Here is a 14329-nt window from a genome sequence, read left to right on the forward strand (position 1 = left end):
GTGAGGGCGGAAGAAAGGCTCTATTGTACGCGTTCTTCCTCCAGGCCATCGGCCTTGCCTCGCCCGGTTCCCCGTGGAACGACCGTACTCCCATCCGCGAGGATCTTTTCAGCGTCGAACGGCTTGAGGAGCATGCCCGCAGCCTCGCCGCAGCGCAGCCGGTGGAACCTGGACCATCGCGGGGGCATTCGCTCTCGGCGCGCCTGGCGGACAACGGTGCCGTACTTCTGGACGCTTACCGAAACATCCTGCGCGCCATCGATGAAGGCGGAGCGATCACCCCATCCGCAGAATGGCTAATCGACAATTATCATCTGGTTGAACGCCAGATGCGGGAGATCCGCTCCGACCTGCCGCCCAGTTATTATCGCCAGCTTCCCAAGCTCGCCACCGGCCCCTTGGCCGGCTACCCGCGCATTTTCGGAGTGGCGTGGGCGTTCGTCGCCCATACCGACAGCCGGTTCGATTCCGAGATGCTGGTGCGATATCTGCGCGCCTATCAAGAGGTTCAGCCGCTCACCATCGGCGAGCTGTGGGCGGTGTCGATCACCCTGCGCATCGTCCTGATCGAGAACCTGCGGCGGCTGTCCCAGTGGATCGTGGACGATCGCATCGCGCGCCGCGAGGCGGACACCCTGGCGGACCGCCTGCTGGGCGCGGGCGGACGGCCGGCCGAATCCGCACAGGTGGTGCTCGAAAAACTCGAACACGCACCCCTGCCTGAGGCGCTTGCCGTCCAGCTTGTCCATCGACTGCGGGATCAGGACCCGCGCGTCACGCCGGCGCTGCTCTGGCTGGATCGGCGATTGGCGGCGCAAGGCATGACGGCGGACCAGGTGGTGCGCGATGTGCACCGCAGCCAGGGCGGTGCCAACGTCTCCGTCCGCAACATCATCACCAGCCTGCGGCTGATCTCCGATGTCGACTGGCAGGACCTGTTCGAGCGCACCAGCCTGGTTGACAATGTGCTGGCGGCGGGTGGCGCCTTCGAGGCGATGGATTTCGCCACGCGCAATCTCTACCGCAGCGCCATCGAGGAATTGGCACGCGGCTCCGAGCATACCGAGATCGACGTGGCGCACCGCGCGGTGGAGGCGGCGGAGCGTGATCGGCTGACCGCCAGCACGAACAAGGATCTCAGGGGCGGCGACCCCGGCTACCACCTGATCGCGGGCGGGCGGCGCGCCTTTGAGGCGACTTTGGGCTTCCGGCTTCCCTTGAACCGCATGTCGGTCCGGCTGAACCGGGCATTCGGCATCGGCGGCTATGCCGGAGCCATCATCCTTGAAACCCTGGTGCTCCTGGCCTTGCCGCTGCTGGTGGCGGGGGCATTGGGGTTGGACTGGGCGAGCCTTCTGCTGCTGGGTGTCCTGGGCGCCGTCCCGGCGATCGATGCGGCAGTGGCTCTGGTCAATCGCGCCATGAGCCTTGGCTTCGGCGCCACCCTGCTTCCCGCGCTCGAATTGCGCGAAGGCGTGCCCTCCCACCTGCGAACGCTGGTGGCGGTGCCGACGCTGCTCACCAGTCTGCAATCGGTCGAGGAACACATCGAGCGGCTGGAGATCCATCATCTCGCCAGTCCGGAAGGCGATCTGCACTATGCGCTCCTGTCCGACTGGACAGATGCCGAGAGCGAGGATGCGGAAGGCGATGACGCCTTGGTGGCCGCAGCGGCCGAAGGCATCGCGCGGTTGAACGCGCGCTATGGGCCCGCGCCCGGCGGCGCGCGCTTCCTGCTGCTGCATCGCCGGCGGGTTTGGAACGACAGCGAAAGCCGTTGGATCGGCTGGGAACGCAAGCGGGGCAAGCTCCACGAATTGAACCGCTTCCTGCGCGGCGAGACCGACACCACCTTCATCGCGGTGCAGGGTGTCACCCCCACGGCCCCGGAGAACGTCCGCTACGTCGTCACGCTCGACGCGGACACCCGGCTGCCGCGCGACACGGTGCGCCGGCTGATCGGAAAGATGGCACACCCGCTCAACCGCCCGCGCTTCGACATGGCGTCGAGCCGGGTGGTGGAAGGCTATGCCGTGCTGCAGCCCCGCGTCACCCCGTCGCTTCCCATGGGCCAGGAAGGATCGCTGTTCCAGCGGACCTTTTCCAGCGTGAGCGGCATCGACGCCTACGGCTCGGCGGTTTCCGACGTCTACCAGGACCTCTCCGGCGACGGCTCCTATGCCGGAAAAGGCATTTACGACCTGGACGCCTTCGAGGCATCGCTGGCCGGCCGGGTCCCGGATTCGACCCTGCTCAGTCATGATCTGTTTGAAGGCATCTTCGCGCGTGCGGGCCTTGCCTCCGACGTCGAGGTGGTCGAGGAATTCCCGGCCCGCTACGACGTCAGCGCGATGCGCCGCCACCGCTGGGCGCGCGGCGACTGGCAATTGCTGCCGTGGATCCTCAGCCACGGCCCCCTGCCGACCAACGCTTCGCCCGCCTTCGCTGCGATACCCGTGTTCGGCCGGCTGAAGATGCTGGACAATCTACGCCGCTCGCTCTCCGGCCCGCTTGCCATTGCCGCGCTGCTTGTCGGCTGGACCATGCCGTGGGGCGCCGCACTGGTGTGGACTGCATTCATCCTGATTACCCTGGCCCTGCCGGGGTTTATCCCCGTCGTCGCCGCGATTCCGCCCCGTCACCCCGGCGTGACCCTGACCAGTCACCTGCGCGCGCTATGGAGCGACCTTCGGCTTGCCCTCGTCCAGTGCGGGCTCGTGGTGGTGTTCCTGGCGGACGAAGCCTGGCTGATGCTCGACGCCATCCTTCGCACGCTCTGGCGCCTGTGGGTGAGCCGCAGTCACCTCCTGCAATGGGTGCCCGCCGCTCAGGCAAACCAGGCACGACGCCTGGACCTCATGGGCTCCTACAGCCGCATGTGGGGCGCGCTGGTCATCGGCGCGCTGGCGCTGCTCGTCGCCCTCGCCTTCGGGCACGGCGCCTGGCCGCTGGCGGCGGGCTTCGCCGCGCTCTGGTTCGTGTCACCGGCGGTGGCGCGCTGGGTGAGCCTTGCGCCCAAGATCGCCGGAAAGATGCAGGTCGAGGAGAGCGATGCACACGCTTTGCGGCTGATCGCGCGTCGCACCTGGCGGTTCTTCGAGACATTCGTGACGCCGGCAGACAACATGCTGCCGCCGGACAATTTCCAGGAAGACCCCGCGCCAGCCCTGGCGCATCGGACCTCGCCGACCAATCTCGGCCTCTACCTTCTTTCGGTGGCGAGTGCGCGCGACTTCGGCTGGGTGGGAACGCGCGAAGCCATCGACCGTCTGGAACAGACACTCGGCACAATGGGCCGGCTCGCTCGTTTCCGCGGCCATTTCTACAATTGGTATGACACGGCCGACCTGAGGCCGCTGGACCCCAAATATGTTTCCGCTGTCGATAGCGGCAACCTCGCCGGACACCTCATCGCGCTCGCCAATGCGTTGCAGGAATGGCGGGCGATCCCTCAATCCACCGCTGCGCGCCTCGCCGGTATTGCCGATGCCATCGACCTCACGCGCGCCGAGGCCGCCCGCCTGCAGGACGGCCGGCGCACACAGACCGTGACGCCGCGCCAGTTGGATGACGCGCTGGCCGCGCTACTGATCGATGTGAAGCTCCCCGCCGCGCAGGACGAGGATCTGCGCCGGCGGCTCGCGACACTCGCGGCCCAATCGGACACGATGATCGACATCGCCCGCACGCTGGCCACCGAGCGCGGCGACGAGGCCGGCGCCGACATGCTGTTCTGGGCCAAGGCGAGCCTTGATGCCATCGACAGCCATCGCCGCGACCTCACCCTCGGCACCGATACCCAAGCCGCGCTGGCGGCACGGCTGGAGACCCTTGAGGACACCGCCCGCGCCATGGCGATGGCGATGGAATTCGGCTTCCTGCTGGACAAGGAACGCAACCTGCTGTCGATCGGATATCTTGTTCCAGAAGGAATCCTCGACACCAATTGCTACGACCTGCTCGCCTCCGAGGCGCGGCTCGCGAGTTTCTTCGCCATCGCCAAGGGCGATCTCCCGGCACGGCACTGGTTCCGCCTCGGCCGCTCGGTGACCCCGATCGCGCACGGCGCCGCCCTGATCTCCTGGTCAGGGTCCATGTTTGAATATCTGATGCCCTCGCTGGTCATGCGCGCGCCGGCCGACAGCCTGCTGGACCGGGCCAACCGCCTCGTCGTGCGGCGCCAGATCGAATACGGGGCGATCCGGGGCGTGCCCTGGGGCATCTCGGAATCCGCATACAACGCGCGCGACCTGGAATTCACCTACCAATATTCCAATTTCGGCGTGCCCGGCCTTGGACTGAAGCGCGGGCTGGGCGACAACCTTGTCATCGCGCCCTATGCCACCGCGCTTGCCAGCATGGCCGACACGAAGGCCGCGTGCGCCAATTTCACCCGCCTCGCGGAATGCGGTGCCCAGGGCCGATACGGCTTCTACGAGGCGCTCGACTATACCCCGAGCCGCCTTCCCACCGGCCGGGACGTCGCCGTCGTTCACGCCTTCATGGCGCACCATCAGGGCATGAGCATCGTCGCCATCGCGGACGCGCTGCTGGATGGCATCATGCGCGCGCGTTTCCATGCCGAACCCATGATCCAGGCAACCGAACTGCTGCTTCAGGAGCGCACCCCGCGCGACGTGGCGGTGGTCCGTCCCTGGATGACCGAGGCGAGGTCCTCCGTGCGGTCGCGCGATGTCGGGCTTTCCGGCGGGCGGCATTTCACCTCCGCGCAACAGGATACGCCGGCGACACATCTGCTTTCCAACGGCCGCTACGCCACCATGCTCACCGCCGCCGGCTCCGGCTATAGCCGGTGGGGCAATTTCGCCATCACCCGCTGGCGCGAGGATGCGACCTGCGATGATTTCGGATCCTATCTGTTCGTCAGGGACGTGAGCGGCGGCAACGCGTGGTCCGCCGGCTTCCAGCCCAGCGGGGTCGAACCCAATTCCTACAACGTCTCATTCTTCGAGGATCGTGCGGAGTTCGTGCGCCGCGACGGCAGCCTGGAGACCGCGCTCGACGTGCTGGTCTCGGCCGAGGAGGATGCCGAGGTGCGGCGCGTGTCCATCTCCAACAGCAGCAGCCGCGTGCGGGAACTGGACGTCACCTCCTACGCCGAACTGGTGCTGGCCGCGCAATCCTCCGACATCGCCCATCCGGTGTTCTCGAAGCTGTTCGTCCAGACCGAATATCTCGCCGAGATCGGCGCCATCCTTGCCACCCGGCGCCGCCGCACACCAAGCGAGCCGCAGATTTGGGCCGGGCACTTCTGCGTCGTCGAAGGCGAAACCGTAGGCGCGGCAGAAATCGAGACCGACCGCGCGCGCTTCCTCGGGCGCGGCCACGACATCCGCACGCCCATCGCCATAATCGACGGACGTCCGCTGTCCAACACTGTGGGCACGGTGCTCGATCCGATCTTCGCGTTGCGTCGGAGGGTGAGGATCGCGCCCGGCGGCATCGTGCGCATCACCTTCTGGACCGCCGTCGCCTCCACCCGCGAAGCCCTGCTCGACATCATCGACAAGCACCGCGACACCACCGCTTATGGCCGTGCGGCGACCCTGGCCTGGACCCAGGCCCAGGTGGAAAGATACCACCTGGGCATCACACAGGGCGAGGCCGCGCTTTATCAGCGGCTCGCGGGCCACGCGATCTATGCCGCGCCCGCCTTGCGCCCGGCGTCGGACACCATCGAGAGGGGCGCGGGACCGCAGTCGGGCCTTTGGGGGCAGAGCATTTCGGGCGACCTGCCCATCGTGCTCCTGAGAATCTCCGACATCGAAAATCTCGACATCGCGCGCGAATTGCTGAAGGCCCATGAATATTGGGGCCTGAAGCAGCTCGCTGTCGATCTCGTCATCCTCAACGACCGCCAGTCGTCCTATGTGCAGGACCTTCAGATCGCGCTCGAAACCCTGGCTCGGACCAGCCAGTCATGGTTTCAGGCCGGGCGAGGCGGCGCTTCGGGCCGCGTCTTCGTGCTGCGCTCGGATCTCATGTCGACGCAGACGCGCGCGCTCCTCTCCTCCTGCGCCCGCATCGTTGTGGTGGCACAACGCGGCACCCTCACCGAGCAGCTCGACCGGGTGGTCCAGGACGCACGCCCGGTGAAGCCCCAGCCGAAGCGCCCGGTCCTCGCCACCACGCCGCCCGCGCCCCCGTCGCTGGAATTCTTCAACGGCCTCGGCGGCTTCGCCATGGACGGACGGGAGTATGTGACCGTCCTCGGGCCGGGCCAGTCCACGCCGGCGCCCTGGATCAATGTCATCGCCAACCCAAGTTTCGGCTTCCAGGTGGCGACCGAGGGCAGCGGGTACACTTGGTCCCTCAACAGCCGTGAGAACCAGATCACGCCATGGTCCAACGACCCTGTAACCGACCGCGCCTCCGAAGCCTTCTACCTCAGGGATGAGGAGACCGGCGCGCTGTGGAGCCCGACCGCGCTTCCCATCCGGGATGAGGGCGGGACTTACACCGCCCGCCATGGCCGGGGGTACAGCAAATTCGCCCATACCGCCCACGGCATCGAGGCCGAACTGCTTCAGCTCGTTCCGGTCGAAGGCTCCATCAAGCTGTCCCGCCTGACATTGCGAAATCTGACCAGCCGCCCCCGGCGGCTCTCCCTCACCGCTTATGCGGAATGGGTGCTGGGCGCCTCGCGCTCCGCCACCACGCCTTTCGTGGTGACGTCCATTGATACTGAGACCGGCGCGATGTTCGCGCGCAATCCATGGAATGGTGATTACGGATCACGCGTCGCGTTCCTCGCCATGGACGGGCGCAAAACCGAATGGACCGGCGACCGCCGCGAATTCATCGGCCGCAACGGGACGCTGTCCGCCCCGGCCGCGCTTGCGGGCGGTACGGCGCTCTCCAATACGGTGGGCGCGGGCCTTGACCCTTGCGGGGTCTTGCGCAGCTTGGTGGACCTTCCGCCGAACGCCAGCGTCGAGATCACCGTCTTGCTGGGAGAGGCCGCCGATGCGCAGGAGGCCCGGCATCTGATCACGCGCTATCGCGCGTCCGATATCGACGCCGTGCTCGCCAAGGTGACCGACCTCTGGACCGACATCCTAGGCGCTGTGCAGGTGCAAACGCCCGACCGGTCCCTCGACATCATGCTGAACGGCTGGTTCCTCTATCAGACGCTGGCCTGCCGGGTCTGGGCCCGCTCGGCCTTCTACCAGGCGAGCGGCGCCTTCGGGTTCCGCGACCAACTCCAGGACGGCATGGCGTTGGTCGCCAGCCGCCCCGATCTGACGCGGGCGCATCTCCTTCGCGCCGCCGCGCGGCAGTTCGTCGAGGGGGACGTGCAGCATTGGTGGCTACCCCAGTCCGGCCGGGGCGTGCGCACCCGCATCTCGGACGACCGGGCCTGGCTCGCCTACACCGTGGCCCATTATATCAAGGCGACCGGAGACGCCGGTGTATTAGACGAGCGCGTGCCCTTCCTCGAAGGCCAGCGGCTGAATCCGGGCGAGCATGAGAGCTTCTTTCCGCCAACCATCGCCGATGAAACCGCCGCCCTGTTCGAGCATTGCGCCCGTGCCCTGGACCAGAGCCTCGCGCTTGGCGCCCATGGCCTGCCCCTGATCGGCACCGGGGACTGGAACGACGGCATGAACCGCGTCGGCGAGCGGGGAGAAGGGGAAAGTGTCTGGCTCGGCTGGCTCCTCTATGCTGCGCTTCTCGCCTTTGCTCCGCTCGCTCAGGCGCGTGGCGAGACCCTGCGGGCAACGCGGTGGGAAGTCCACGCGGCCGGGCTACGGGCGTCCCTCGAAAACGAAGGGTGGGACGGCGACTGGTATCGTCGCGGCTTCTTCGACGACGGCACGCCGCTGGGCTCTGCATCGAGCGAGGAGTGCCGGATCGATTCCATTGCCCAGTCCTGGGCGGTACTGTCGGGCGCGGCCGATCCCGCGCGCGCGGCGCGCGGCATGGCTGCGGTCGAACGTCACCTGATCCGGCCTGGCGAGGGGCTTGCCCTGCTGTTCACCCCGCCGTTCGACAAGACGCCGCTCGATCCCGGCTACATCAAGGGATATCCGCCGGGACTGCGCGAAAACGGCGGCCAATATACCCACGCCGCACTCTGGTCGGTGATGGCCTTCGCGGCATCCGGCGAGGGCGACAAGGCGGCGGCGCTGTTCTCGCTCCTCAACCCCATCAACCACGCCCGCACCCGCTCCGACGTGCTGCGCTACAAGGTCGAGCCTTACGTGCTTGCGGCCGACATCTATGCCGAGCCGCCTCATGTTGGGCGCGGCGGATGGACCTGGTACACCGGCTCGGCAGGCTGGATGCAGCGGGCCGGGATCGAAAGCATCCTCGGCCTGAAGATGGAGGGCAACGCACTCCATCTCGATCCCTGCATTCCCCGGAACTGGCCCGGCTTCGAGATGACCCTGCGTCATGGCGCAGCACGATATCGGATCATCGTGGACAACCCCGAGGGGATAAGCCAGGGCATCGTCTCCGCCGAAATCGACGGGGAAGACATGGCCGTGCCGGTCGTCATTCCCTTCAGCTTAGCGGCGGGAACGCACGTCATAAAAGTGACCCTCGGCCGCAAGACGTCGGCGTGGCGGACGAGTGGGTGATGCTGGCTCCATTCGACTAGCGCCGGACGATCAACCCTCAGGTTCCGCGTTTGCGCGCGCGACACCGGACCTCATCATTACAAAGATACCTTAGGGCGCAGCGTCCTGCTGCTTAGGTCCGCAGCATTTCGGGCACATATGTAATACGCGCGAACATTCAATAAATATTGGACCTCCCCTAAAGCAATAAAGCCGTCTTTGGATATTTGAAGATGGTCATTTGACTACAAACACATACGATATCCAGACATCTGGGTTTTCTGACATTGGCTTGACATCTCCGCTGAATGCGGCGCTACCTGAGGCGTCTTGACGGGGGTAGGGATGCATTCGGGCACCAAGAATTTTGCGATGGCCGGTTTTCTGGCTGCAGCTATCAGCGTTTCCCTTCAAGCGCAGGCACAGACACCCGCCCCGGCGGTCCTGGTGCAGACCGCCGAGATGAAGGTCATCGCCAAGACGCACGAATTCATCGGCCGCGTGGAGGCCATCGAAAAAGTAGATTTGCGCGCCCGCGTCGAGGGCTTCCTTGGAGCCCGCCTCTTCCAGGACGGTGACATGGTCACCAAAGGCCAGCTTCTGTTCCAGATCGAGCGCGAGCCGTTCGAGGCCGTCCTAGACCAGCGCAAGGCGCTGCTCGGCGCCGCCGAAGCCACCCGCGACAATGCGGACTTTCAATACCAGCGCGGCAAGGAACTCTCGCGCACCAACAATATCGCCCAAGCCCAGCTCGACCAGCGCGCAGCGGACCTCGCGCGCGCCAAGGCCGACGTACTGGGCGCGGAAGCGGCCGTGCGGGAGGCGCAGATCCAGCTTTCCTATACCGACATCAAGTCGCCCATGGCGGGCCGCATTGGCCGCGCCACCGTCTCACCCGGCAATCTGATCGGGCCGCAGACCGGCATCATCGCCACAGTGGTGCAGGAAACCCCGGTCAACGTGCTGTTCCAGATCACCCAGCGCGAACTTTTGGAGGCCCGCCAGAAAATGGGGGGCGCCGACAAGCTGGTCGTGAAGCTGCGGCTAGCGGATGGCAGCTTCTACGCCGAGCCGGGCAAGGTGAACTTCGTCGACGTCCAGGCGGACTCGCGCACCGACAGCCAGACGGTGCGGGCGGTGTTCGCAAATCCCGGTACGTTGCTGTCCCCGGGACAGACCGTTCGTGTGAATGTGGACGAGACCAAGACCGAGCAGACCGTGGTCATCCCGCAGGCGGCGATCACCATCGACCAGACCGGCCCCTACGTGTTCGTGGTCAATAAGGCCAATGTGGTGGAGCAGCGGCGTGTCAGCCTCGGCACCGGCAACGACGGCATGGTCTCGGTATTAAGCGGCGTGGCCGCCGGAGACAGCGTCATTGTTCAGGGCGCGCAGCGGGTACGGCCCGGAATGACCGTATCGCCGCAGACCGCTCCCACTGTGCGCGGCTGAGGCGACACGCAAGATGATATCCTCCACCTTCATCCGCCGCCCGCGCCTCGCCCTGGTCATTTCCGTCGTTATCACGGTCGCCGGCTATCTCGCGCTCGGTGCGCTCCCGGTGTCTCAGTTCCCAGACATCGTGCCGCCCGAGGTGCGCATCAACGCCGTCTATCCCGGCGCGTCCGCCCAGGCGGTGGAAGAAAGCGTGGCCCAAGTCATCGAGGCGCAGGTCAACGGCGTCGAGCGGATGATCTACATGAAATCCACCTCGGGCAGCGACGGCAGCTATGGCCTGTCGGTGACCTTCGAGGTGGGCTCCAATCCTGATCTCAATACGGTTAACGTCACCAACCGGGTGAACCAGGCGCTGTCTCAGCTGCCACCGGAGGTGCAGCGCAACGGCGTGACGGTAAAGAAGCAGTCGTCGGCGCTTTTGCAAGTGATCGCGATCTATTCGCCCAAGGGCACCCACGACGCCCTGTTCCTGTCGAACTACGCCACGCTTGATCTGCTGGACACCCTGCGCCGCGTGCCGGGCGTGGGCGATGCGGGATTGTTCGGCGGCCTCGACTATTCCATGCGCATCTGGCTGAACCTCGACCGGCTGGCCAGCCTCGACCTCACCGCCGAGGATATCGTCAAGGCCGTGCAGTCGCAGAACACCCAGGCGGCCGTGGGGCGCATCGGCTCCGGCAAGCAGACACGGGACGTGGAGTTCCAGCTCAATATCTCCACCCAGGGTCGGCTCACCACGATTCCCGAATTCGAGAACATCATCGTGCGCGCCAATGCCGATGGCGCCATGGTGCGGCTGAAGGATGTCGCGCGGGTGGAGCTGGGCTCCAAGAGCAGCGATTCCGAAGCCCGATACGACGGCAAGGCGGCGGTGGGCATTTCCATCTATCAGGCGCCGGGCGCGAATGCGCTTACGGTGGCCGAAGGGGTCAACAAAGTGCTGGCGGACGTCAAGCCGCGCCTGCCCGACGATGTGACCTTCAACGTCATGTACGACACCACGGTGTTCGTGGAGAAGACCATTGAATCCGTGGTGCACACGCTGATCGAGGCGTTCGTGCTGGTGGGCATCGTGGTGTTCGTGTTCCTGGGCAACCTGCGTGCCACGCTCATCCCGATCATCGCCGTGCCGGTGGCGCTCGTCGGCACGTTCGCCGCCATGCTGGTGTTCGGCTTTTCCGCCAATACCGTGTCGCTGCTGGCCCTGGTGCTTGCCATCGGGATCGTGGTGGACGACGCCATCGTCGTCGTCGAGGCCGTGGAGCATGTGCTGGAGCACGAGCCCGATCTGACGCCCGCTGAGGCGACCGAAAAGGCCATGGGTCAGGTGACCGGACCGATCATCGCCATCACCCTGGTGCTGCTCTCGGTGTTCGTGCCCACCGCCTTCATTCCCGGCATCACCGGCCAGCTCTACCAGCAGTTCGCGGTCACCGTCTCCGTTGCCATGATTATCTCGGCGATCAACGCCCTGTCGCTGTCTCCGGCGCTCTGCTCGCTGTTGCTGCGGCACAAGGCCAAGCCGACCGGCATCATCGCCTGGATGCAGCGCGGCATCGATAGGAGCCGTGACGGCTACGCCGCCGTGGTCGCCCCGATTGCCCGGCGCATGCTGGTGACGGGGCTTCTGGTGCTGGCCTTCGCCGGCGCCACCGGCTGGCTGACCGGGCTGGTGCCCAGCGGCTTCCTGCCCGAGGAGGACCAGGGCGCCTTCATGGGCGAGGTGCAGCTTCCCGACGCCGCCTCGCTCGGCCGCACCGCCGAGGTGGTGGAACAGGCCGAGAAGATCATTCTGGACCGCCCCTGGACCGAGCATGTGTTCTCGGTCACCGGCTTCAGCCTGCTGGACGGGCTGGCTCTGCCGAACAAGGCACTGCTGATCGTCGCCATGAAGCCGTTCGATGAACGCAAAGACAAGTCGATGTCCGTGTTCGCGGCGCTGGCCGACCTGCGCGGGCGCTTCTCGCAGATTGCCGCTGGCGACGTGTTCGTGTTCAACCTGCCGCCGATCGCGGGACTTGGCACGGGGTCTGGCTTTGAATTCCAGCTTCAGAGCCTCGCCGGCGCCAAGCCGGAGGATCTGGCGGCGGTGGCGCGCGGACTGGTGGCGGCGGCCAATGCCGATCCCAGGCTCGCCAATGTCTTCACCACCTTCGGCGCTGCGACGCCGCAGGTGTACCTCAACATCGAGCGCGATCGCGCCCAGGCGCTCGGCGTGCCGGTCGATTCCATCTTCACCGCGCTTCAGACCAGCATGGGCGGCAGCTATGTGAACGACTTCAACCGCTTCGGCCGGACATGGCAGGTCCAGGTGCAGGCGGATGCGTCCGATCGCAAGGCCGTCGAGGACATCAACCGGGTCCGGGTGCGCACCGACAAGGGCGATCTCGTGCCCATCGACGCGGTGGCCGACATCCAGCTCATCACCGCCCCGTCCGCCATCATCCGCTACAACAACCTGCGCTCGGTGCCGATCAATGGTGCGCCCGCTGCCGGCGTGTCGTCGGGCGAGGCCATCGTCGCCATGGAACAGGTCGCCAAGGCCACCCTGCCGCAAGGCTTCTCATACGAGTGGACCGGCACCGCTCTCCAGGAAAAGGCGGCGGCGGGGCAGACCGGCTTCATCCTCGCCCTGGCGGTGCTGTTCGCCTATCTGTTCCTGGTGGCGCTGTACGAGAGCTGGACCATTCCGGTGGCAGCGCTGGCTTCGGTGGTGGTCGGCCTGTTCGGCGCCATGCTGGCCCTCAAGATCGCCGGCCTGGATAACAATATCTACGCCCAGATCGGCATTGTCGTGCTGATCGCGCTGGCGGCGAAGAACGCCATCCTGATCGTCGAATTCGCCATGGAGCAGCGCCGCGAGGGGCTGAGCGTGGTTGACGCCGCCGTGACCGCCGCCAAGCTGCGCTTCCGCGCGGTGATGATGACCTCGTTCGCCTTCATCTGCGGCCTGATCCCGCTGGTGATCGCCAGCGGGGCTGGCGCGGCCACCCAAAGGGCCGTGGGCACCGCCGTGTTCGGCGGCATGCTGGCGGCGAGCTTCCTGGGGATCTTCGTCATCCCCGGCCTCTACGTGATCTTCCAGAAGATGCGCGAGCGGGTGCACGGCCTGTTCGGCTCATCGGTGGCACCGCCTACAGCCTGAGGGCTCGACCATCGCCCTGCGAGTGGACGCGCAATCCCAAGGAACGACATATCGAAGCGGGTCATAACCATGCCGCGCCCGCGCGGCAGGGAGTGTCAGACTGAGGCCTCGATCACCAGAATGGCGACGGCCGTCGGGCCTGAAGGAATGGCACAAACGCCCATATCTCGACATCCAAAGTGGAACTTGCGGCCTTGAAGGAGGTTTTGATGCCCATGCGGGGGCATTGTGAGGAAAGCTTCGATGAAAATTCGCTGCGGCTACCGGATCGAGGTCGTTTGTTCTCAGCCGACCCCCGCTATCCTTCTGTGCGATCCGCACCCCAGCCGCGATGCGGACATCGTCAGTGGGTCCCATAGCAGGGTGACGTCGCTTGTCGACGGCAGGGACGTGCCCAGTGCTGAATATACCGATGGCTTCGGCAACCGTTGCCGTCGGCTCGTCGTCCCGCAGGGCGGCGCAGCCTTCAGGAACGACCTGCTCGTTCAGGATTCCGGTGCCGCCGACCAACGTGATTGCAATGCCCAAGAAGTATTTCCCGGCGACCTGCCGTCGGAGGTGTTCGAGTATTTGCTATCCAGCCGATACTGCGAAGTGGATGAACTTTCCGCGACAGCTTGGGAGCTATTCGGCCATTGCGATCCAGGCTGGAACCGGGTCCAGCAGATTTGCAACTATGTGAATGCGCGCATTCGCTTCGACTATCAGTGCGCACGGGCCACGCGGACAGCAGCCCAAACCATGGTTGAGCAAGTCGGCGTTTGCCGCGATTTCACGCATCTGGCTGTTGCACTGTGCCGCTGCATGAATATTCCCGCGCGCTATTGCAACGGTTTCCTGGGCGATATCGGTGTCCCACGCGATCCCGCTCCGATGGACTACAATGCTTGGTTCGAGGTTTATCTGGGTGGCAAGTGGTACACGTTCGATGCGCGCCATAATGTTCCGCGCATCGGTCGTATCCTGGTGGCGAGAGGTCGGGATGCGGCTGACATTCCGATGATCCACACCTTCGGCCCTCACATTCTGCAGAAGTTCGAGGTGATCACCGAAGAGGTCACGATTGATGATCAGCTCTCACATGGGAGTTATCGACCAGAAATGCACTTCGATGCCCGCGAAGCGGCCGAATAAGCCCCAT

The 14329-nt window shown here is 65.6% G+C and carries 4 protein-coding genes; all 4 read left to right on the forward strand.

The features are described from left to right. Window positions 1-23 precede the first annotated feature (23 nt). The 4 genes from ADADO0_RS07960 to ADADO0_RS07975 all read left to right on the forward strand — a co-directional run bounded on the left by ADADO0_RS07960 (window position 24) and on the right by ADADO0_RS07975 (window position 14322). On the forward strand, window positions 24-8606 hold the full coding sequence (locus ADADO0_RS07960; RefSeq protein WP_511304586.1) for a GH36-type glycosyl hydrolase domain-containing protein: 8583 nt from the start codon (window positions 24-26) through the stop codon (window positions 8604-8606). 351 nt (window positions 8607-8957) lie between these two features. Beyond that, window positions 8958-10037: an efflux RND transporter periplasmic adaptor subunit gene (locus ADADO0_RS07965; RefSeq protein WP_511304587.1), complete on the forward strand. Its 1080-nt coding sequence runs from the start codon at window positions 8958-8960 to the stop codon at window positions 10035-10037. Between the two features lie 13 nt (window positions 10038-10050). After that, entirely contained in the window at window positions 10051-13188 is a 3138-nt protein-coding gene (locus tag ADADO0_RS07970) for an efflux RND transporter permease subunit (RefSeq protein WP_511304588.1), read from the forward strand. Window positions 13189-13431: 243 nt separating this feature from the next. Continuing rightward, on the forward strand, window positions 13432-14322 hold the full coding sequence (locus tag ADADO0_RS07975; RefSeq protein ID WP_511304589.1) for a transglutaminase-like domain-containing protein: 891 nt from the start codon (window positions 13432-13434) through the stop codon (window positions 14320-14322). Window positions 14323-14329 lie beyond the last annotated feature (7 nt).

The sequence above is a fragment of the Aquabacter sp. genome (assembly GCF_965279295.1).
In the GTDB taxonomy this organism is placed as follows: Bacteria; Pseudomonadota; Alphaproteobacteria; order Rhizobiales; family Xanthobacteraceae; genus Aquabacter.

What these genes read in the sequence shown, in the direction of transcription:
- ADADO0_RS07965 (WP_511304587.1), top strand. Translation starts at nt 8,958, where the DNA reads ATGGCCGGTTTTCTGGCTGCAGCTATCAGCGTTTCCCTTCAAGCGCAG.
- ADADO0_RS07970 (WP_511304588.1), top strand. Translation starts at nt 10,051, where the DNA reads ATGATATCCTCCACCTTCATCCGCCGCCCGCGCCTCGCCCTGGTCATT.
- ADADO0_RS07975 (WP_511304589.1), top strand. Translation starts at nt 13,432, where the DNA reads ATGAAAATTCGCTGCGGCTACCGGATCGAGGTCGTTTGTTCTCAGCCG.